Consider the following 22,151-nt stretch of genomic DNA (forward strand, 5'->3'; position numbering starts at 1 on the left):
GCGAAATGGGTCCCAGCTTTCGCTGGGGTGACATCCGGTGGAGGAGGCGAGAGCGTGGACCACCACACGTCGGCACACTGCGGTCGGTGGTCAACCGATCCCCGAAACCCTAAGCCGCGATCCCGGTGAACTCGAGGAACGCCTCGAGCGGCAGCGGTTTTGACAACAGGTACCCCTGCAGCTCGTGGCAGCCGCGCGCCATCAGGTAATCGCGCTGCTGCTCGGTGGCGACGCCCTCGGCGGTGACCTTCATGTTCAGCGATCGCGCCAGGTCGATAATGGTCCTGACGATCACCTCGGCATCGATAGATTGGCCGAGCTGGCCGACGAACGAGCGGTCGATCTTCAACTTGTCGACATTGTAGCGCCTGAGGTAGTTGAGCGACGAATAGCCGGTGCCGAAATCGTCGAGCGCCAGCCGGATACCTGCTGCCCGCAACCGGGTCAGCCCGCTCTCGGTGGCTTCCGACGTATCGAGCAGCACGCCCTCGGTAATCTCGAGCTGCAACCGCGCCGGACTGATGCCGAGCAGCCGCAGCTGCTCGATCACCCGATCGACAAAACGCCGGCTCTTCAGTTCCACCGGCGAGACGTTCACCGCCACCCAGGGGATTGTCGTCCGCGCCAGCATGCGGCAGGCTTCCTCGAGCACCCATTCGCCGAGTTTCTCGATCAGCCCGCGTTCTTCCGCCACGCCGATGAACACATCAGGCGCCAGCCGGCCGCGCTCCGGGTGCTCCCAGCGCACCAGCGCCTCGGCGCCCGCCACGGTGCGGCCGTCGGCAGCGAAGATCGGCTGGTATTCGAGGGTCAGCTCGCCGCCGGTGTCGAGGGCTCGGCGCAGATCCTGCTCGATGCGCCGCTTCTCCCCGACCGTCTCGGCCATCGGCGGCGTAAACACCTCCCAGCGCCCGCGGCCGCGCGCTTTGGCTTCGTAGAGCGCGATGTCGGCCTCGCGCAGCATGCTGAGCGCGTCCGATCCCGGCCGCCATGGGGCGATGCCGAAGCTGGCAGTGATGAACGCCGGATCGTCAAACAGCCGGAACGGCCGCCCGAACTGCAACTGGATCGCCCGGCACAGCGATTCCGCCGCGCCTGCCGCAGGCCCGGAGAGCAGGATTGCGAACTCGTCGCCACCCACCCGCGCCAGCGTCCCCGCCGGCCCCACCAGCTGGAACAGCCGGTTGGCCAGCTGGCGCAGCAGGTCGTCGCCCGCCACGTGCCCCAGCGTGTCGTTGATGTGCTTGAACCGGTCGAGGTCGATCAGCACCAGCGTCGCCGGCACGCCCTCCGCTGCCCGCCCGGCAAGGGCCGCGAGGTCGCGTTCGAACCGGGCCCGGTTGGGCAGCCCAGTCAGCGAGTCGTGGTAGGCGAGGAAATGGATATGCGCTTCGGTGCGCCGCCGCTCGGTGATGTCGCGGGCGCTGCACACCAGCCCGATGATCTGACCCTCGGGGTTGCGCAGCGGCAGCTTCGAGGTCGAGAGCCAGAGCTGCGTGCCGTCGGGGCGGACCACATATTCCTCGTGGTCGATCAGCGCCTTCTCGCCGCGGATGACGCTCATGTCATCTTCGTAGTAGCGCCGCGCCAGCTGCGGCGGATGCACGTCGAGATCGGATTTGCCGATCAGGGTATTGGGATCGCCATGCCCAAGGTCCGCCGCCACCGCGCGGTTGGCGATGACGAAGCGTGCGTCCTTATCCTTGATGTAGAGATAGTCGGGCACCTGGTCGATCATGGTGCGCAGCCAGCTGCGCTCCACCTGGGCCCGCTGCTGCTCCCCGGCCAGCTCCGCCGCGAAGCGCTGCAGCCGCTCGTTGGCGGCCACCAACGCGGCAAGCGATTCCGATGGCTCGGGGTGAGCGACGTGCTGGACGGGAGACCGCTTCACAACCATCGGGGCCTCGGAACCGGATAGTTCGGGCGACTATCATGCTAGGCAGCAATGGATAAGCAACTCCTAATCTACGCTAAGTACAAGGCCTGCCCTCAGCGCCCCGCCGCAGCAGCGGAGCGATAGTCGCTTGGCGAGATGCCGTTGAGCCGCCGGAACGCCTTGGCGAAATAGTTCCCATTGGCGAAGCCGGTTGCCGCGGCGATGGCGGCGACTGGCTGGTCGGTGGCGATCAGCAGCCGGGTTGCCCGTTCCATCCGTGCCGCGAAGACGAAATCCGAGGGGCTCTGCCCGGTCTCGCCGCCAAAACGCCTGACGAAATGCGCCCGGCTCAGCCCGGCCACGCGCGCCAGCCGGTCCACCCCCAGCGGCTCGCCCAGGTGCTCGGCGACAAAACTCTGCGCCCGGGCGATCGGCGGCGCCACATTGCTGGCGAGCGGCGTCGCGCCGAACAACCCGTCATGCAGCGCCATCATGGCGTCATACGCCGCGGCCGAGGCCTCGCCGCTGAGCAGTTCGGGCGATCGCATCAGCCGCACGCAGGCCTCCGCCATGCGGTCGACCGCACCTGCTCCCGGCGTCACCACCGGTCCCTTGAGATCGATGATCGCCCGCAGCAGCCGCAGCGCCTCGCGCCCATTGGCGCCGATCCAGAAATACTCCCAGGTCTGCCCCCGATCGAGCCAGTAGCGGTTGGCATGCGGAAAGCTCAGCACCATGGTCGAGCCAGGCAGCAGCACGTGCCGGGCCCCGGCATAGTCGAGCTCGCCCCGCCCGGCGATGGTGTGCTGGATGATGACGAACGGTACGTCGCCGCGCTTCAGGCCCTCCCAGTTATAGACCTCGTTGACGCGCTTCTCGAAGCCGGCGCCGGTGGCCATCACGTGAAAGCCCAGCGGCCCGCGCGGTGGCGCGATGGCCTGGATCTTGTGCCCATGGGCAATCAGGTCGGACAGCATGAAATTACCCGCGATCGCATGTCTTTCCTCTACACCCTCGACCCGCCTTGCCGCTAGATGGAGCCCAATTCAAAGGGGAGGAACGCCATGTCGTTCAAAGTCGCGATCATCGGCGCCGGTTCGGTCGGCTTCACCAAGACCCTGATCTCGGATCTGCTCAAGGTGCCGGAATTCGCCGATGTCGAGTTCGCGCTGACCGATATCAACGCCCACAACCTCGACATGATCCAGCAGATCATCTCGTCGATCGTGGCGGTCAACAATCTGCCGGCCAAGGTCACCGCCACCACCAACCGGCGCGAGGCTCTGTCAGGCGCGCGCTACATCATGAGCTGCGTCCGCGTCGGCGGGCTCGAGGCCTTCGCCACCGACGTCAACATCCCGCTGAAATACGGTGTCGACCAGTGTGTCGGCGACACTATCTGCGCCGGCGGCATCCTCTATGGCCAGCGCAACATCCCGGTCATTCTCGATTTCTGCAAGGATATCCGCGAGGTCGCCGAGCCGGGTGCGCTGTTCCTCAACTACGCCAACCCGATGGCGATGAACACCTGGGCCGCCGATCTCTATGGCGGCGTCGACGTGGTCGGGCTTTGCCATGGCGTGCAGCATGGCGCCCACCAGATCGCCCAGGTGCTCGGCGTCGATGACCGCGACCTCGACTATGTCTGCTCGGGCATCAACCACCAGACCTGGTACATCGACATCCGCGCCAAGGGCCGCAAGATCGAGGCGGACGAGGTGATCGCCGGCTTCGAAAAGCACCCGGTCTATGCAAAGCAGGAAAAGGTCCGCATCGACGTGCTGAAGCGCTTCGGCGTCTATTCGACCGAGTCGAACGGCCACCTCAGCGAATACCTGCCCTGGTACCGCAAGCGCCCCGAGGAAATCTTGCGCTGGATCGACATGAGCGACTGGATCCACGGCGAAACCGGCGGTTATCTCCGCCACTCGACTGAACGCCGGAACTGGTTCGAGACCGATTTCCCCAAGTTCAAGGCCGAAGCCACCAAGTCGCTGTCGGAGCATAAGCGTACCACCGAGCACGCCAGCTACATCATCGAGGCGCGCGAAACCGGCCGCACCTATCGCGGCCATTTCAACCGCCGCAACAACGGCATCATCAAGAACCTTCCGGCTGACGCCATCATCGAGAGCCCGGGCTTCGTCGACCGCTTCGGCATCAACATGGTCGAGGGCATCGAGTTGCCGATCGCCTGCGCCGCCACCTGCTCGGTGTCGATCAGCGTGCAGCGCATGAGCGTCGAGGCGGCGATGACCGGCAATATCGACATGCTGAAGCTCGCCGTGCTGCATGACCCGCTGGTCGGCGCCATCTGCACCCCCGACGAGGTCTGGCAGATGGTCGACGAAATGGTGGTCGCTCAGGCCCAGTGGTTGCCGCAATACGCCGACGCCGTCCCCGCCGCCAAGGCCCGGCTGGAAAAGGCCACGGTGAAGACCAGGGATTGGGCCGGCGCCGCCCGCAAGGTGGTCCGCTCGGTCGAGGAGCTGCGCGAGATGAAGGGGGCTCATCACTGACGCCGGAGCGTGGGGCCACCCCCACCCAGCTTCGCTACGGCTTCGCCTAGCTGCGCTACCCTCCCCACAAGGGGGAGGGAGAGCAAGAACCGAAAGTGCAGTAAGCGTCTCCCTCCCCCTTGTGGGGAGGGATCAAGGGTGGGGGAGCCCCACGCTCTGAACGCGAGAGCCTGAGAAGTTAACTCCCGTTAACCCGACTCCCTGCATGGTGGCGGCATGTCCGATGTCGCCACCGCGCTGCTGCAACTGATCGGCCGTGCCGAGCCCGCCGCCGACCCGGCGCTGGCGGCGGTAAAGCTGGCGCGTGCCAGCCTCGACGCGCTGATCCTCCGCCTCGGCCAGAGCATCGACGCCAAGGTCACCGCGCAACTCGCCGGCGGCCTGACCCAGCTCACTGCCGGCGGCGAGAGTTTCGTGCTGAAGCTCGAGACGCCGCTGCCGGTCAATACCGCGGTGACCCTGAAGATCACCCCGACGCCGACCGGTCAGCCTGCCGTCACTGTCACCGTGCAGCCGCAACCCGCAGTTGCCCAGCCGGCTCCGCCAGCGCCACAAGCGCTCCCGCCGCTGCCACCACCGCCTGCCGCCACAACGGCGCCGCCTCCACCCGTTCCGTCGGCTGCGCAACCCGCACCTCCCGCACCGCCACCGCCCGGCGCTTCGCCGGCTGCGGCAATGCCGGCGACCCCATCCGTTTCTCCGGCTGCCCCGGCGCTGCCAACCCCCACCCAGGCTCAGCCGCCGATCCCGGCCGCTCAAGCGCCGGCGACCCCGGCGCTACAAGCCGCGCCCGCGGCGCCCCCGCCGGTTCCCCACGCGCCGGTTCAGCAGGCGGCGGCTGCCATGGTGCCAGCTGTGGCGACGCCAACGCTGCCATCAGCTCCAGCCCCGGTAATGCAGGCGCCGCCAACCGCGCCCGCCCCAGCAGCGCCGGCTCAACCAGTTCCGACGGCAGTTCCGCCGCTCAACCAACCGACCACACCTGCCGCCGTCTCGACGCCGCCAGCGCCGGTTGCGGTTTCCACGCAGCCCGCGATCGCCCAGCTCTCTCCGTCCGCGCCGACCGTCCCGGCGAGCAACTCCCCCACGACGAGCAGTCCGACACCGCCGCCGGTCTCGCAACCCGCGGCCACCACATTGCCTACGCCAGTTGTCGCAAGCGGTCCGGCGCCGGTCAGTGCGCCGCAGCTTGTGTCTACCCCGGCAGCGCCGAGCCCCGCACTTCAGGGAGCGGCCCCAGCGACCTCGCTGGCACCGCCGACGGTCGTGCCGCCAATGGTCGCAGCACCGATATCGACCCCGCGGCCGGTACCGCAGCCCGTCTCGCCGCCGCTCGCCCAGATCCTCGCCGATCCTGTCCAGGCCGCGGCGCGCCAGGATAGCGTCCTGCCGCTGATCGCCCGGCTTGCGACACTCGCCGCGCCCACCGCTGCGGCGCTGCCGCGTCCCGCCCTCGAAGCCATCGCCATGCTGCTCGGCACCCGGCTTGACCTCAACCGCGCCCCGCCCGACGGCAAATCGCTTCGCGACGCCGTGCTGCGCACCGGCATCATCACCGAGCCCGGCACCCGCACCCCCACCGATGCCAAATCCGCCCTGCTGCAGCTGCGTTCGGCGCTGTCCGGTTTCCTCGGCGGCGAAGTCGAGGCGATCGCTCCGGTGACGCGCCGTCCGCCCCCGCCGCTGAAGGGCGAGCCTGTCCGTGCCCCTTCCACCCAGCCCGCACCGCCTTTGGCTGAAGAACCTGTCGAGACGGCCCGGCAGCTGCTCGGTCACGCCGATGCGGCGCTGTCGCGCACAAAGCTGCTGCAGCTGGCCTCGAACCCCGCCGACGCCGCTCGCCCCAATGCAGTAGCGCCCGCCGTCGAGTTCCGGGTGGAAGTGCCAATGCAGCTCGGCGCCGAAACCGGCATCCTGCAACTGCTGGTCGAGCGTGACGGCAAGCAGAAGCGCAGCCCGGCCGAGCGTGGCTGGCGCATGCGTTTCGCGCTCAACTTCGCCGCCACTGGCGAAGTCGGCGCCGAGGTGGCGTTGCTGGGCCGCAGCGCCAACGTCTCGCTGTGGGCCGCCGACCCGGCCACGGCCGAGGCGCTCGAGGCGATGCTGCCCGACCTCGCTCCGGCGCTGGCCCGCCACGGCCTCGATGTCGCTTCCGTGCGGGTCCGCCGCGGCGCGCCGCAACCCGCCGCCCGCGCCCCGGGACAATTGCTGGACAGCGCCCGATGACGGACACTCCAAAGCCCGTCAGCCTCGCCGTCGCGCTGGAGTATGAGCGCGGCACTCGAGATGCCCCCCGCATCATCGCCAAGGGTCGGGGCGAACTGGCTCGTCGTATCGTCGAGGTCGCCGGCGAAGCCGGCGTCGTCATCGAGGCCAACGGCCCGCTCGCCGAGGCGCTGGCGAGCGTCGAACTCGACGAGCAGATCCCGATCGAGCTCTACGAAGCGGTGGCCGAGATCATCGGTTTCGTCCTTAGGGCGAGTGCACAGCGCCATTGGACGCCTACGGCAGGCAGCTAGCGTCCCCACCTTGCATTCCCACCCGGCTCCGGGCGAAGTGACGCGCCATTCCCTGGAGCCCGCGTCATGCCGACCATTGCCGACCTCGATACTCCCGCCGTCCTCATCGATATCGATCGCGTCGAGGCCAATCTGCAGCGGGCCCAGGCGCATGCCACCGAGCACGGCTATGCCCTGCGCCCGCACATCAAGACCCACAAGCTGCCGCGCTTCGCCAAACGCCAGGTCGAACTCGGCGCCGTCGGCATCACGGTGCAGAAGCTGGGCGAGGCCGAGGTGATGGCCGATGCCGGCATCGCTGATATCTTCCTGCCCTACAATATCCTCGGCCCGAAAAAGCTGGCGCGGCTCAAGGCCCTGAACGAGCGCGTCACCCTCTCGGTCACCGCCGACAGCCCCGACACGCTGTTCGGCTATGCCGCGACCTTCACCTCCGGCAAACCATTGACCGTGCTGATCGAATGCGATTCCGGCGGCGGTAGATGCGGCGTGCAGACGCCGGCCCAGGCGCTGGCGCTGGCCCGTCAGATCGCGCCCGCCCCCGGTCTGCGTTTCGGTGGCCTGATGACCTATCCGCCGCTGCACGGGGTGGAGAAATCCAACGCCTGGCTCAGCGAGGCGGTGGCGCTGTTCGCTGAAGCTGGTATCGCCGTGTCGCGCGTCTCCTCCGGCAACAGCCCGGACATGTGGGCCCCCGCTGCTGCGCCCGTCACCGAGCGGCGCCCCGGCACTTACATCTACTACGATCGCTTCCAGGTGAAGGAGCGGGCGGCCGGCCTCGACGATTGCGCGCTCAGCGTTCTCGTCACCGTGGTCAGCCGGCCCACTGCCACCCGCGTGGTCATCGATGCCGGCTCCAAGTCGCTGACCTCCGATCTCCTCGGCATGGAGGGCTTCGGCCTCGTCATGGGCACTGATCTCACGGTGAAGGGGCTCTCCGAGGAGCACGGCGTCATCGAGCTGCCGGTCGCTTCGGATTGGCCGCGCATCGGCGGGCGGCTGCGCATCATCCCCAACCATGCCTGCGTCATCTCCAACCTCTTCGACAGCGTGACGCTGATCTCCGGCGACGAGGTTCGCGAAGTGGTTCCTGTTGCGGCCCGCGGTCGAGTCGACTGAGCGCTTTCCGGAAAAGTCGACAAAATCGAAAATCCGGAGCTTTCGGCGTTTCACTGCAACGGGGAAATGCTCTAGAACTCCTCACGCAAGGGAGTGGTATTCAAATGGTCGCTGATTGGTATGATGGTTTGACGCTGGCAACCGAGTGGCGTCCGGCCGCTGAAGGTGTGGCGGCGCGCTACCGGCTGATGCTCACCAACGATACGGGCGAGGCGCTGCGCGATTTCCGGCTCGGCATTTCCGGCCCGGCGCGGGTCAGCGACGATGCCGAGATCGTCGGCGCCAAGGTGGTGCACCAGCTTTCCAATTTCTGCGAGCTGGCGCCCGAGCGCGGCTTCGTTCTCGCTCCCGGCGCCAGCTGGACCATCGACGTGCTGAAGCTCGACTATCCGATCCGCCACTGGACCGATGGCGCCACCACCGGCTTCCTCGTTCTCGCCGACGGCACGACGCGCTCGCTGCGCACCGTGCCGACCCGGCGTGAGGGCAGCGACACCTTGCGGAAGAAAGGCACCGCCATCTTCGAGGTGCCCGAGCAACCGCCGGTGCCGGTGTCGATCGTCCCCTGGCCGCAGGATGTGGCGGTTTCCGGCCGCCGCACCGCGCCCGCTGGCCTCGCGCCGATCGCCTCGGCCATTGGCAAATCCGCTGCTGCCGCCTTCGGCAAGCTGACCGACAAGCTGTTCCCCGGCGAAGGGCTGGTCCGTCCCGCCCATGAAGGCGGCTTTCCGGTCGAGCTGGTCGCCGGCGCCGGCGGCAAGGAAGGCTATGCCATCGAGTTCTCCACCGACCGGGCTCGCATCGTCGGCGAAACCGAAACCGGCCTGCTCTATGGCCTGATCACACTGGGCCAGATCCTGCGTGGCGCCCGTATCCACCTGCGCCAGTTCAACTTCCCCACCAGCGGCCGCATCGAGGATGCGCCGGCCATGGTGTGGCGCGGCAGCCATCTCGATGTCGCCCGCCGCTACTACGCCAAGGACGAGGTCGAGCGCTTCATAGCCATCCTCGCCTGGAACAAGCTCAATGTGCTGCATTGGCACCTGAGTGACGACGAATCCTGGCGCGTCGAGATCGACGCCTATCCGCAGCTCACCGGCAAGGGCGCCTGGCGCGGTTACGGCATGCCGGTGCCGCCGCTGCTTGGCTCGGGCCCGGAGCGCACCGGCGGTTACTATTCCAAGGCCGATATCCGAGCCATTGTCGGCTTCGCCACCGAGCTCGGCGTCGACGTGGTGCCCGAGATCGATATGCCGGGCCATTGCTATGCCATGCTGCAGGCCATCCCGGCGCTGCGCGATCCGGGCGAGAATGCGCCGTATTATTCGATCCAGAGCTTCCCCAATAACTGCCTCAACCCGGCGGTCGAAGCCACCTATGGCGTGGTCGAGGCGATCCTTGACGAGATGGTCGAGCTCTTCCCCTCGCGCTACTTCCATGTCGGCGCCGACGAAGTGCCGGAGGATGCGTGGCACTCCTCGCCGGCCGCCAACAAGATGCGGCAGAAGCTCGGCGTCACCGGCGCCGCGCCGCTGCAGGCCCACTTCCTGCAGCGCCTGCAGGCCTACCTTACCTCGAAGGGCAAGCTGACCGGGGCCTGGGAAGAAGCCTCGCATGGCGGGGGCATCGACAAGGCCAATTGCTATCTGGTCGGCTGGCGCACCACCGAGGGCAGCCAGCAACTCGCTGCCGAGGGCTACGAGGTCGTCGTCGCCCCAGGCCAGGCCTACTATCTCGATATGGCCAATACCGAGGATTGGCACGAGTGTGGCGCTGCCTGGGCCGGCTGGTCGTCACCCGAAAAGGCCTACAGCTTCGAGCCGACTGCCGGCTGGAGCGACACCGAGCGGAAGAAACTGCTCGGCGTCCAGGCCTGCATCTGGTCCGAGCCGATGACCGATCGCGCCGTGTTCGACCGGCTGGTCTTCCCGCGCCTCTCGGCCATTGCCGAAACCGGCTGGAGTTCCAACCGCGATTTCAATCGCTTCAAGGCGCTGGTCGGCCTGATGCCGAACCTTTACGGTCGCTACGAAGGATTCTGAGTGAAGGACTGATAGGACAAATGGGCGATCTGCTGGTCCGGCTGTATGACCTGCCGGACATTGCCTCCGAAGCAAAGGTGCAGGCGGCCGGGATAACCGTCCGCCGCGCCCTGCCACCGGAACGTCACGTTGTCACCGCCTGGGTCGGCAAACACTTCAGCCCGTTCTGGGTATCCGAGGTCGAGGCGGCGATGAGCCGCCTGCCGGTCACCTGCTGGATCGCCCACAAGGATAACCAGCTGCTCGGCTTCGCCTGCCACGACGCCACAGCCAAGGGCTTTTTCGGCCCCACCGGGGTCGACGAGGCGGCGCGCGGGCAGGGGATCGGCGAGGCCCTGCTGATCGCCACCCTGCGCGGCATGCGCGAGGCGGGCTATGCCTATGCCGTCATTGGCGGTGCCGGCCCGGTCGAGTTCTATCAGAAGCGGCTCGATGCCATGGTGATCCCCAAATCCGAGCCCGGCGTTTACAATGGGATGCTGCGACCACCCAAGTCGGATTGAATGCAGCGTATCGACTAACCTTGCATTTACTCGCTACCGCTAGGCTATGAGCTTCGATCTCCTTGGGATTTCCGGGGCTCCAGCATTTTGCCAAAGACCGGAAAGACATCCACCGCCTCGCCGGACGCGGCCGCGCCACCTGAGGCCGATACCGCGGCGCTGCTGAAACTTACCCGCTCGCTGAGTTCGGCGCGCGGCAAGCTGCGCGCCCAGGAACTGCATCTGCGCGCCATTCTCGACAATCTCGCGCATGGCATTTCGCTCTACGATCGTCACGGTCGGCTGGTGCTGTGCAACCGCCAGTTCCTCGATATCTACCGGCTGCCGCCGGCGCTGGGTAAACGCGGCACCAGCTTCCGCCAGATCCTCGAGGCGCGCGTCGCCGGCAACACTCATGTCGGCGACGACATCGAGGGCTATGTCGCTGACCGGCTGAGCGCCGTACACGAGCAGCGTACTTTGGGCGGCATCCATCGGCTCAATTCCGGACAGGTCATTTCGATGACCCACCAGCCGATCGACGATGGCGGCTGGATCTCGACCCACAAGGACGTGACCGAGCTGCACAATATGCAGGCCGAGCTCACCCACCTCGCCTATCACGATGCGCTGACGGGCCTCCCCAATCGCACGCTGTTCTACCGACGGGTCGGCAACGCCTTCCATGACATCGGCAGGGCCAGCGGCTTTGCTGTGCTCTGCCTCGATCTCGATGGCTTCAAGGCCATCAACGACAGCCTCGGCCACGCGGCCGGCGATGCGCTGCTGAAGCAGTTCGCCGCCCGCCTCGGCGGCTGTCTCGGCCCTACGGACAGTGCCGCCCGCATGGGCGGCGACGAATTCGCCGTGCTGCATCGCGGTGGCGACGCCGAAAGCGCCCTCGACCTCGCGACCAGCATCTGCGCCGCCACCGTCGCGCCTTACGACCTCGACGGTCAGGTGCTGACGATCGCCGTCGGCATCGGCATCGCGGTGGGCGGCGCCGATGGGAATGAGCCCGACGAGCTGCTGCACAACGCCGACGTTGCGCTCTACGCCGCCAAACGCGACGGTCGCGGCGCCATCCGCAGCTTCGAACCCGAACTCAACCGCATCGGCGTCGATCGCCGCCGGCTCGAGGCCGACCTGCGCCGGGCCCTGGAGTTCGGCGAATTCGAGCTGCACTTCCAGCCCATCCTCAACCTCCGCACCCACGCCTTTTCCGGCTTCGAGGCGCTGCTGCGCTGGCAGCATCCGGAGCGCGGGCTGGTGCCACCCTGCGACTTCATCCCGGTCGCCGAGGAGACCGGCCTGATCGTTCCAATCGGCGATTGGGTGATCCGCGAGGCTTTGGCGGAAGCGGCCCGCTGGCCGGGCGAGCTGAAGATCGCCGTCAACGTGTCCTCGGTGCAGCTGGTGCGCGGCAGTCTCCTCACCACGCTGGTGCAGGCGCTCGCCGCCTCCGGCATTGCCCATGAGCGGGTCGAAATCGAGATCACCGAGTCGGTGTTCCTCGAAAACTCCGAGCAGAGCCTCGACACCCTGCGCCAGCTCCGCGCCCTCGGTGTCCGTATCGCGCTCGACGATTTCGGCACCGGCTTCTCGGCACTCGGCTACCTGCTGGCCTTCCCGTTCGACAAGATCAAGATCGACGGCACCTTCATCAGAGCGCTCGACAGCGCCGAAGGCGCCGAGACCATCGTCGCTGCGGTAGCCGATATCGGCGCCCGCCTGATGATGGCAACCACTGCCGAGGGCATCGAGACCGCCGAGCAACTGCGCGGCGTGCATGCTGCCGGCTACACCGAGGCGCAGGGCTACCTGATCTCCCGCCCGATGGCCCGTGACGCCGTCCGCCGCCTGGTCCTCGCCTCCGACGCCATGCCCGAGGCGCCGTTCGAAGAGCGGGAAGCGGGGTAGGTTCACGGCTGAGTTGGCTCGCAAAGTCCCCCCATTTGCCACCGCCATTGGTCTCGCGTCCCCTCTCCCCTCTGGGGAGAGGGTCAGGGTGAGGGGTAGCCAAGCACACTAAATGAGCGGCCGTTGCTGCGATGCGGGCCGCGCTTGATGCCGGCGTGCTTGGCGCCCCTCACCCCAGCCCTCTCCCCAGAGGGGCGAGGGGGCGCTTCGGCACGGGCGGTGCAAGGCATTGCCGATCAATGGTGAACCGCGCCCGTCACCCGACCGTCATCGAACCGTCACGGCAGCTTCGCCTGCCGCGTGCACGCATCCCGGCATATTTCCAGGGAGCGTCAGCATGACCGATCGTTTGAAAACCCGCGCGCGCCCGACGCGCCGGCAGTCCTTCACCACCAAATATTCCGACCTGATGGCCGAGGGCTACTCGCGCCGCACCGTGCTGAAGGGGCTGCTTGCCGGCACCGCGCTCGCCACCTCCGGCCTCGGCTTCAGCCGCGCTGCCGCCGCCACCAACTCGCCCTCGAGCCTCACCTTTCCTGAGCTGAGCCGCGTCACCGACAAGACCGACCACTGGCCCGAGGGTTACTCTCGCCAGATCCTCATCAAGTGGGGCGACAAGCTGTTCGCCGACAGCCCGGCCTTCGACATCGCCAGCCTCGATGGCGCCGCGGCCGAAAAGCAGTTCGGCTACAATAACGACTTCACCGCCTTCCTGCCGCTGCCGCAGGGCAGCGAGGCGAACGACCACGGCCTGCTGGTGGTGAACCACGAATACGCCTCGCCCTACCTGATGTTCCCCGGCATGACCGATGAGGATTACCGGGAGAAGCTCACCGACGAGCAGATCCGTGCGGTCGCCGCGTCCACCGGCATCTCCGTCGTCGAGGTCAAGAAGGCCGGCAGCGAGTGGCAGGTCGTTACCGACGGTCAGTACAACCGCCGCGTCCATATGGGCACCGAGATGCGGCTGAGCGGCCCCGCGGCCGGCGACGACCGCTTGAAGACCAGCATCGACCCCACCGGCACCGTCGTCTTCGGCTCGATCTCCAACTGCTCGGGCGGCATCACCCCGTGGGGCACCATGCTCTCGGGCGAGGAAGGCGGCATGGATATCTTCGCCGGCGACTACACCACGCTGCCCGACCAGGAGCTGGTCGAGCGCCAGGGCTGGGATGAAGACGAGAACGACGGTTACGCGCTGGGTCGCGTCGACGCCCGCCTGAAGTTCGAGAACGAACCCAACGAGTGGCTGAAGTTCGACTGGGTGGTCGAGATCGATCCGTTCGATCCCACGGCCAAGCCGGTGAAGCGCACCGCGCTCGGCCGCTTCACTCACGAGGGCGCACAGGTCGCCGTGGCGCCGGATGGCCGCGTCGTCCTCTACATGGGCGACGATGACGACTTCGAGTATCTCTACAAGTTCGTCACCTCGAAACCGTGGAACCCCACCGACCGCGCCGCCAACAAGGACCTGCTCGATGAGGGGACGCTCTACACCGCCCGCTTCGATGCCGACGGCAAGCTGACGTGGCTGCCGCTGGTGCAGGGGCAGGAGCCGCTGACGCCGGAGAACGGCTTTAGCACCCAGGCCGACGTGGTGCTCCGCACCCGCATGGCCGCCGACCTGCTCGGCGCCACTCCGATGGACGCACCGGAAGGCTTCGTGCCGCATCCGAAAACCGGTCGCGTCTATATCGCCATGACCGAGAACGAGGATCGCCTGCCGGCCGGCGAGGGTGATGCCGGGGAACAGGTCAACGTCGCCAATACCCGCGCCCCCAACCCCGACGGACACATCCTCGAGCTCACCCCGCCCGGCGCCCCCGATGCCCCCGACCATGCCGCGACCGACTACACCTGGGACGCCTTCATCCTTTGCGGCGACCCCACCGATCCGGCCTCGTACGCCCTCTGCCACCCCGAAACCTCGGCCAATGGCTGGTTCACCGACCCGGATAACCTGTCGGTTGATCCCGCCGGCCGCCTCTGGGTCACCACTGACGGCCCGCCGGATGCCGGCTTCAACGACGCGCTCTATGCGGTCGATACCGAAGGGGACGGCAAGGCCCTGCCAAAACTGTTCTACTCGCCGCCGGTCGGCTCGGAAGTCTGCTCCCCGGCCTTCACTCCCGACGGCAGGACCATGTTCCTCTCCATCCAGCACCCGGGCGAACTGCGGCTCGAGGACGGCGAGGATTCCACCTCGATTGCCGACGCCGGCACCAACTGGCCCGATTTCATCGACGGCCAGGGCCCGCGCCCCTCGCTGGTGGTGATCAGCAAGGACGATGGCGGGGTGATCGGCAGCTGAGGACAGGGCGGGCTAACTGAAGCAGACGGCCCTCTTCCATCCTCCCCATAATGGGGGAGGCGCTCCGCCGGTTCACTTGGCACGAACCAAGACAGAGCTCCGACTCTTCACCTCCCCCTTTATGGGGGAGGCCGGGAGGGGCCGTCTCTATCAGTCAACGTACAAAAAAGGCGGGGATCGCTCCCCGCCTCGTCACTCCTGAAACCCCAAGTCTCAGGGAAAGTTTTCAGAGCTTGTCGGTGATCGCCGAGGTGAAGGCGCCCGACGGCTTGTTCTGGATGATCTTCTGGTCCAAGAGCGCCTTCTCGGTGCGGTCATAGGCGGCCGCGTCGAGCTTGAAGTCCTTGGCGTCGACGAGCTTGGCCACTTCGCCCATCATGTACTTCTGATGGTCGAGGGTCTGTGCACCGCTTTCGTCGTTGTCGATGACGATCTGGGCGGCTTCATCCGGATTGTCGATCGCGTACTGCCAGCCCTTCTGCGAAGCGCGGACGAAGCGCACCATCTTGTCGGCGAAGGCCGGGTCGGCGAGCTTGTCTTCCATCGCATAAAGGCCGTCCTCGAGCAGGTCGTTGCCGAGGTCGGTGTAGTTGAAGATCACCAGCTTGTCGGTGGTGAAGCCGGCGTCGATCGCCTGGCCCAGTTCGTTATAGGTCATCACCGAGATGCAATCCGCCTGCTTCTGCACCAGCGGCTGCACGTCGAACGACTGCTTCAGGACGTTCACGCCATCGGCGCCGCCCTCGGTCGGGATGCCCAGCTTGTTCATCCAGGCGTAGAACGGATACTCGTTGCCGAAGAACCAGACGCCGAGCGTGTGGCCCTTGAAGTCGGCTTCGGTCTGCACCGGGCCATCCTTCGGGCAGATCATCAAGAGGCCGGATTTCTTGAACGGCTGCGCGATATTGACGAGGCCGACGCCCTGTTCACGGGCCGCCAGCGCGCCGCCCATCCAGTCGACGATCACGTCGGCGCCGCCACCGGCGATCACCTGTTCGGGGGCGATATCCGGTCCGCCCGGCTTGATCGTGATGTCGATGCCTTCTTCGGTGTAGAACCCCTTGTCCTTGGCGACGAAGTAGCCGGCGAACTGCGCCTGCGTCACCCACTTGAGCTGTAAGGTGACCGGATCGGCCGCGTAAGCCGCGGTGGCACCGAGCGCCAGAGCGCCCGCCACCAGACCAACGAGAAGCTTCTTCATTTTTTGCGTTTCCCTTTTCCCCTGATTACGCCCGACCACCACGGACGGACGGATGCCAGAAGGTGACTGCCCGCTCGATGAGCGCCACCACCCAGTAGAAGACAGAGCCCGCCAACGCCGCCACGGCGATCTCTGCCCAGACCATCTCGACATTGAGCTTGCCGATCTCCGATGAGATGCGAAAGCCCATGCCGACGATGGGTGTTCCGAAGAATTCAGCCACGATTGCGCCGATCAGCGCCAGAGTCGAGTTGATCTTCAAGGCGTTGAAAATGAACGGCGCCGCAGCCGGCAACCGGAGCTTGAACAGCGTCGACCAGTACCCCGACGCATAGGTGCGCATCAGGTCGCGCTCCATGTGCCCGGCGGCGTTCAGCCCGGCGACGGTGTTCACCAGCATCGGGAAAAACGTCATGATCACCACGACGGCGGCCTTACTTGGCCAGTCGAAGCCGAACCACATCACCATGATCGGCGCGATGCCGATCAGCGGCAGCGCCGAGATGAAGTTGCCGAGCGGCAGCAAGCCGCGTTTGAGGAACGGCGAGCGGTCCACGGCAATGGCGACGAGGAAGCCGGCGCCGCAGCCGAGCGCGTAACCTGCCAGCACCGCCTTGAGGAAGGTCTGCTGGAAATCCGCCGCGATCCTCGGGATGTTGCCGATCAAAGTCTCCCAGATCCCTGATGGCGAGGGCAGCAGCACCTTGGGCACGTTGCCGCCCCGGGTGATCGCTTCCCAGGCGACCAGGATGGCAACGCCGAAGATCGCCGGGATCAGCACCCCTACGGCATCCGGCACCTCGTCCCGCGCAATCGCCAGCGCCAGCCGCTCGGCGAACAGCCAGGCAAACAGCCAGCTCGCCACCAGCGCGAACCAGTAGCCCGGCTCGGCCTGCTGCAGCGTTTCGAGCGCCATGACGAGCCCCACGGCACCGATCGCCGCCAGCACCCCATCGACCCAGTAGCTGACTTTTACCCGGAAACGGACGAGGCTCAGCACCGCCAGCACCAGGAACACGCCGACCAATGGGAACTCCCACACAGGCAGCGGTGCGCCTTCGGTCGAGGCGAAATCGAAGATCAGGGCCAGCAGCGCAAAGCCCGAGGCGAAAGCGGCGAGGACCCGTTGCAGCGCCGTCATGCTCGGGCTCCCAGCCGCTGGTTGGTTAGCCGCTCGGCCAACCCGACCAGCGCGATCAGCGCCCCGGCCAGCAGGGCGGCGGCCAGCAGCGCCGACCAGATCTGGATCGTCTGCCCGTAATAGGACCCGGCCAGCAGCCGTGCCCCGATGCCGTTGCTGGTGCCGGCCGGCAGCTCGCCGACAATGGCGCCGACGAGGCTCGCCGCCACGCCCACCTTCATCGAGGTGAAGAGATACGGCAGCGCAATCGGCCAGCGCAGCTTGGTGAACACCTGGAAGCGCGCCGCATTGTAGGTCCGCATCAGATCGAGCTGGATCGACTCGGGGCTGCGAAACCCCTTCACCATGCCGACCACCACCGGGAAGAAGCTGAGATAGGTCGAGATCAGCGCCTTGGGGATCAGCCCGGAAATGCCGACGGCGTTCAGCACCACGATCACCATCGGTGCAATGGCGAGGATCGGGATGGTCTGGCTGGCGATGATCCACGGCATCAGCGAGCGGTCCATCGCCTGGTTGTGGACGATGAACGCCGCGAGCCCGATGCCGAACACCGTGCCCATGGCAAAGCCGAGCAGCGTCGCCGAAAGCGTGATCCAGCCGTGGTAGACGAGGCTGCGCTTCGACGTCACCGCCTGCTCGACCGTGGTCTTCCAGAACTCGCCGACAATCTGGTGCGGCGCCGGCAGCAGCGGCTTTTCGGCGTTCAGCACATCATTGAGCTGCTGGTTGAAGCTGACACCGGTCACGTCGGTACGCTGGTAGAAATCCGACATCCCCTGCCAGTTCATCAGCACCGCCGCGACGTACCAGACGACGATCAGCGCCGCCACGACGATCAGGATCGGAACGAGACTGCCGCTCGTTTTGGCGGTTTGGGACGCAGCGCTCATGCCTCGGCTCTCCGCATCCCCAATGCAGGCCGCAGCCTGTCGAGCAGGTGCGTCGCTTCGCTTTGTGAGATGCCGCGCAGAAACTCGATCGACTTGGCACCGTAGTCAGCAACGATCGCCGAAGGTTTGGTTCCGCGACCCTGAAGAAATGCCGGGCCGCCAGATCCGTCCCTCCACATGAGGTTCTTGAGCTCCGCCGGCTTGTAGTGCCTGTCATACCGCAGCGGTCCGACATGCAGCGTGTGCGTGAGCGCCGTGGTGTTGGCAGTCACCGACTCGGCCCCCATGGTCGTCCATAGGACAGTCGCAGCCGCAGCGACCCAGCCGAACGCCCAGCCGATCAACCAGAACATCGTAAACAGCCTGGTCTCGCTGGGGAGATCAGCCGAAAAAATCCGAAACCCGAAAGACCCACCCATCGTCCAGCCCCCGAGCCAGACGAGTATGAACAAAGCGAGGAACCAGTTTCGCTTGTTGGCCAGGCGAAAGTGCAGTGCGCCGTCGCGGTGCTCTATTGCGGTGCGCGTTACCTCCTCGAAGCGCATCCGCTACTCCTCGTAGGAGTGGCCGGCCCTGAGGCCGTCGCGCACCCGGTGGGCGATGGCGAGGAACTCCGGCGTCTCGCGGATCTCGAGCGGCCGCTCCGCGGGGAGCGTGCTTTCGATGATATCGGTCACCCGTCCCGGCCGCGGGCTCATCACCACGATCTTGGTACTGAGGTACACCGCCTCGGGGATCGAGTGGGTGACGAAGGCGATGGTTTTCTGCGTCGCCGCCCAGAGCTTCAACAGTTCCGAATTGAGGTGGTCGCGGACGATCTCGTCGAGCGCTCCGAACGGCTCGTCCATCAGCAACAGGTCGGCGTCGAACGCCAGCGCCCGGGCAATCGAGGCCCGCTGCTGCATGCCGCCACTGAGCTGCCAGGGGAACTTCTTCTCGAAGCCCTCGAGGTTCACCAGCTCCAGCGCTTTGTTGATCCGCGCCTTCCGGTCGGCGTCGCCATAGCCCATGATCTCGAGCGGCAGCGCCACGTTGTTCTCGATCGAGCGCCACGGAAACAGCGCCGGCGCCTGGAACACATAGCCATAGGAGCGGTTGAGCCGCGCATCGGCCGGCGAGGTGCCGTTGACCGTGATGCTGCCTGAGGTCGGCTGCTCGAGGTCGGCGATGACGCGCAGAAACGTCGTCTTGCCGCAGCCCGAAGGGCCGATGAACGAAACGAACTCGCCCCGCTTGATCTCCAGGTTGACGTCGGACAGCGCCACCACGTCGCCATCCGCCGTCTTGAACGTAAGGCCGAGCCCCTTGGCCTCGACCACGCTCTGCGATTTGCCCCCATCAGTCGTCAAACCCTCAAACCCCCGTCGCCGGAATGCCGGTACGCTCTACCTTGCGCGGTGCGGTGATCTCTTTCCATGTCGAAAGCGCCCGGTTCACCGGGTTCTTCGCCTCACGTGCGACGAACTGGCCGTGGCCCTGCTCGGTACTGATCTGGTCTTCGGTTACCGCCAGCTGTCCACGCGTCAGCGTGAACCGCGGCAGCCCCTCGACCTCGATGCCCTCGAACACGTTGTAGTCGATCGCCGACTGCTGTTTGGCCGCGCTGATGGTCTTTTTGCGCTTGGGGTCCCACACCACGAGGTCGGCATCCGCCCCGACCAGGATGGCGCCCTTTTTGGGGTACATGTTGAGGATCTTGGCGATGTTGGTCGAGGTCACCGCGACGAATTCGTTCATCGTCAGCCGGCCGGTCTTGACGCCCTTGGTCCACAGCACCGGCATCCGGTCCTCGAGCCCACCGGTGCCGTTGGGGATCTTGGCGAAGTTGCCGATCCCGTTGCGCTTTTGCGCCGTGGTGAAGGCGCAGTGGTCGGTCGCCACCACCTGCAGCGAGCCTGAGGCCAGCCCCGCCCACAGCGAATCCTGGTGCTGCTTGTTGCGGAACGGCGGGCTCATCACCCGGCGCGCCGCATAATCCCAATCGCGGTTGAAATACTCGGTCTCATCGAGCACCAGGTGCTGGATCAGGGGCTCGCCATAGACACGCTTGCCCGCCTGCCGCGCCCGGCGGATCGCCTCATGCGCCTGCTCGCACGAGGTATGGACGATATAGACCGGCACCCCCGCCATGTCGGCGATCATGATCGCCCGGTTGGTTGCCTCTCCCTCCACCTCCGGCGGTCGCGAATAGGCATGCGCCTCCGGCCCGTTGTTGCCCGCGGCAAGGAGTTTGGCCGTCATCTGCGCCACCACGTCGCCGTTCTCGGCATGAACGAGGGGCAGGGCGCCGAGGTCGGCACAGCGCTGGAACGACGAGAACATCTCGTCGTCATCCACCATCAGCGCGCCCTTGTAGGCCATGAAGTGCTTGAACGAGGTGATGCCGCGATCGACCACATCGGCCATCTCGTTGAACACCTGCTCGCCCCACCAGGTGATCGCCATGTGGAACGAGTAGTCGCAGCTGGCCTTCGAGGTTTTGTTGTCCCACATCTGCAGCGCTTCGAGCAGCGACTGCTGCGGGCTGGGCAGGCAGAAATCCACCACCATGGTGGTGCCGCCACTCAGCGCCGCCCGCGTCCCGCTCTCGAAATCGTCGCTCGAATAGGTGCCCATGAACGGCATTTCGAGATGCGTGTGCGGGTCGATCCCGCCCGGCATCACGTAGCAGCCGCTGGCATCGAGCACCTCGCCACCGCTGAGGTTCTGCCCGATCTCAGTGATCCTGCCGCCTTCGACCCGGATATCGGCCATATAGGTGAGGTCGGCGGTAACGACGGTGCCGCCCTTGATGATCTTGCTGCTCATGCTCGGTCCCTGTCTTTGTTCAGTCTGCCCTCCCCAAGAGGGCCGAAAGCGCGCCGCGTGAGGCGCGCTACGATACGATCTCCGCCGTCTCCAGCACTGCCCGCAGCAGCACATCTGTCCCTGCCGCTGCCCACTCCTTCGAGATCTCTTCCGCCTCGTTATGGCTGAGCCCGTCGACGCACGGGCACATGATCATTGCCGAGGGCGCCACCCGGTTGATCCAGCAGGCGTCATGCCCGGCGCCCGAAACGATATCGCGGTAGGAGTAGCCGAGTTCCTTGGCTGCCTCGCGGATATTGCCCACCAGCGTCTTGTCGAAGGTCACCGGGTCGAAATGCCCGACCTGCTCGACCTCGAAGCCGATATCGAGCGCCTCGGCGGTGTTCTGGATGCCGTAGCGGATGCGCTCGTCCATCTCGTCCAGCACCTCTTTGTTCGGCGAGCGGATGTCGATGGTGAACACCGCCTTGCCGGCAATGATGTTGCGTGAGTTCGGATAGACCTGGATGTGCCCCACTGCGCCGACGGCCTCCGGCTGGTAGTCCATCGCCACTTCGTGCACCAGCTCGATCACCCGCGCCATGCCGAGGCTGGCATTGCGCCGCTTCGGCATCGGGGTGGAGCCGGTATGCGCTTCCTTGCCGGTCAGCGTCACCTGCAGCCACTTCAGCCCCTGGCCGTGCGTCACGACGCCGATATCGACGTTCTCGTCCTCGAGGATCGGGCCCTGTTCGATGTGGAGCTCGTAGTACGCATGGATCTTGCGCGCCCCGACCACCTCGTCGCCGCGCCAGCCGATCCGCTCCAGCTCCTCGCCGAAGCTCTTTCCGTCCTTGTCCTTGTGCGTATAGACGTCGGCCTGGTCGAGCACTCCGGCGAACACGCCCGAGGCCATCATCGCCGGCGCGAACCGCGCCCCTTCCTCGTTGGTCCAGTTGACCACCACGATCGGGCGCCGGGTCCGGATGTCGAGATCGTTGAGCGTGCGGATCACCTCGAGCCCGCCCAGCACCCCGAGCACGCCGTCATAGCGCCCGCCGGTCGGCTGGGTGTCGAGATGGCTGCCGACATAGACCGGATCGAGCCCCGGCTCGCTGCCTTCGCGCCGCGCGAACATGGTGCCCATCTGGTCGAGCCCCATCTCCATGCCGGCCGCCTCGCACCAGCGCTTGAACAGCGCCCGGCCCTTGGCATCGTCGTCGGTCACCGTCTGCCGATTGGAGCCCCCGGCAACGCCCGGCCCGATCTCGGCCAACTCATGAATGGAGCTCCACAGGCGTTCGGGGTCGATACGGAGGTTTTCGCCAGGAGCTGCCATAG

Annotated in this window: 17 protein-coding genes; 8 read left to right on the top strand and 9 right to left on the bottom strand. The window is 66.3% G+C overall.

Annotated features, from left to right (window positions below; genetic code table 11):
• Positions 1 to 109: 109 nt before the first annotated feature.
• Together ASC68_RS06335 and ASC68_RS06340 are read right to left on the bottom strand one after the other, a co-directional pair.
• Positions 110 to 1,897: an EAL domain-containing protein gene (locus ASC68_RS06335; RefSeq protein WP_082527959.1), complete on the bottom strand. Its 1,788-nt coding sequence runs from the start codon at positions 1,895 to 1,897 to the stop codon at positions 110 to 112.
• A gap of 92 nt (positions 1,898 to 1,989) precedes the next feature.
• Complete coding sequence (locus ASC68_RS06340) at positions 1,990 to 2,853, bottom strand: AraC family transcriptional regulator (protein WP_055876559.1); 864 nt, start codon at positions 2,851 to 2,853, stop codon at positions 1,990 to 1,992.
• 87 nt (positions 2,854 to 2,940) lie between these two features.
• Between ASC68_RS06340 and ASC68_RS06345 the strand changes: the two genes are divergently transcribed.
• The 8 genes from ASC68_RS06345 (at position 2,941) to ASC68_RS06395 (ending at position 14,788) form a co-directional block, all read left to right on the top strand.
• On the top strand, positions 2,941 to 4,395 hold the full coding sequence (locus tag ASC68_RS06345; protein ID WP_055876562.1) for an alpha-glucosidase/alpha-galactosidase: 1,455 nt from the start codon (positions 2,941 to 2,943) through the stop codon (positions 4,393 to 4,395).
• Positions 4,396 to 4,611: 216 nt separating this feature from the next.
• Positions 4,612 to 6,621, top strand: coding sequence for a flagellar hook-length control protein FliK (locus tag ASC68_RS29310; RefSeq protein WP_082527960.1), 2,010 nt, complete (start codon positions 4,612 to 4,614; stop codon positions 6,619 to 6,621).
• Positions 6,618 to 6,914, top strand: coding sequence for an EscU/YscU/HrcU family type III secretion system export apparatus switch protein (locus ASC68_RS06370; RefSeq protein WP_055876576.1), 297 nt, complete (start codon positions 6,618 to 6,620; stop codon positions 6,912 to 6,914). Before ASC68_RS29310 ends, ASC68_RS06370 begins: the two co-directional genes overlap by 4 nt.
• 66 nt (positions 6,915 to 6,980) lie before the next feature.
• Positions 6,981 to 8,033: a D-TA family PLP-dependent enzyme gene (locus tag ASC68_RS06375; RefSeq protein WP_055876579.1), complete on the top strand. Its 1,053-nt coding sequence runs from the start codon at positions 6,981 to 6,983 to the stop codon at positions 8,031 to 8,033.
• 104 nt (positions 8,034 to 8,137) lie between these two features.
• Positions 8,138 to 10,075 carry a beta-N-acetylhexosaminidase gene (locus tag ASC68_RS06380; protein WP_055876584.1) on the top strand — a complete coding sequence of 646 codons (1,938 nt, stop codon included), beginning with the start codon at positions 8,138 to 8,140 and terminating at the stop codon, positions 10,073 to 10,075.
• A gap of 20 nt (positions 10,076 to 10,095) precedes the next feature.
• Positions 10,096 to 10,578 carry a GNAT family N-acetyltransferase gene (locus ASC68_RS06385; protein WP_055876588.1) on the top strand — a complete coding sequence of 161 codons (483 nt, stop codon included), beginning with the start codon at positions 10,096 to 10,098 and terminating at the stop codon, positions 10,576 to 10,578.
• An 87-nt stretch (positions 10,579 to 10,665) separates the two neighbouring features.
• Entirely contained in the window at positions 10,666 to 12,477 is a 1,812-nt protein-coding gene (locus ASC68_RS06390) for an EAL domain-containing protein (RefSeq protein WP_055876591.1), read from the top strand.
• 337 nt (positions 12,478 to 12,814) lie between these two features.
• The gene (locus tag ASC68_RS06395; RefSeq protein ID WP_055876593.1) at positions 12,815 to 14,788 is read left to right on the top strand and encodes a PhoX family phosphatase; all 1,974 of its coding nucleotides are present in this window, start codon (positions 12,815 to 12,817) and stop codon (positions 14,786 to 14,788) included.
• A 226-nt stretch (positions 14,789 to 15,014) separates the two neighbouring features.
• Here the strand turns inward: ASC68_RS06395 and ASC68_RS06400 are convergent, their stop codons facing one another.
• From ASC68_RS06400 to ASC68_RS06430, 7 genes are all read right to left on the bottom strand, one after another.
• Entirely contained in the window at positions 15,015 to 15,989 is a 975-nt protein-coding gene (locus ASC68_RS06400; RefSeq protein WP_055876595.1) for an ABC transporter substrate-binding protein, read from the bottom strand.
• A gap of 25 nt (positions 15,990 to 16,014) precedes the next feature.
• Positions 16,015 to 16,905, bottom strand: a complete 891-nt coding sequence (locus tag ASC68_RS06405; RefSeq protein WP_055876809.1) for an ABC transporter permease — start codon at positions 16,903 to 16,905, stop codon at positions 16,015 to 16,017.
• Between the two features lie 221 nt (positions 16,906 to 17,126).
• A complete protein-coding gene (locus tag ASC68_RS06410; RefSeq protein WP_055876597.1) occupies positions 17,127 to 18,023 on the bottom strand; it encodes an ABC transporter permease in 897 nt (298 codons plus the stop codon).
• Positions 18,020 to 18,568, bottom strand: coding sequence for a hypothetical protein (locus ASC68_RS06415; RefSeq protein WP_055876600.1), 549 nt, complete (start codon positions 18,566 to 18,568; stop codon positions 18,020 to 18,022). Before ASC68_RS06415 ends, ASC68_RS06410 begins: the two co-directional genes overlap by 4 nt.
• A 3-nt stretch (positions 18,569 to 18,571) precedes the next feature.
• Positions 18,572 to 19,372 (bottom strand): ABC transporter ATP-binding protein, encoded by an 801-nt coding sequence (locus ASC68_RS06420; protein WP_055876603.1) that lies wholly within the window; start codon positions 19,370 to 19,372, stop codon positions 18,572 to 18,574.
• Positions 19,373 to 19,376: 4 nt separating this feature from the next.
• Positions 19,377 to 20,831, bottom strand: coding sequence for a dihydropyrimidinase (gene hydA, locus ASC68_RS06425; protein WP_055876605.1), 1,455 nt, complete (start codon positions 20,829 to 20,831; stop codon positions 19,377 to 19,379).
• A 67-nt stretch (positions 20,832 to 20,898) separates the two neighbouring features.
• Positions 20,899 to 22,149, bottom strand: coding sequence for a Zn-dependent hydrolase (locus tag ASC68_RS06430; protein ID WP_055876608.1), 1,251 nt, complete (start codon positions 22,147 to 22,149; stop codon positions 20,899 to 20,901).
• Between the last annotated feature and the right edge of the window lie 2 nt (positions 22,150 to 22,151).

The sequence above is a fragment of the Devosia sp. Root105 genome, assembly GCF_001424865.1.
Lineage (GTDB): Bacteria > Pseudomonadota > Alphaproteobacteria > Rhizobiales > Devosiaceae > Devosia_A.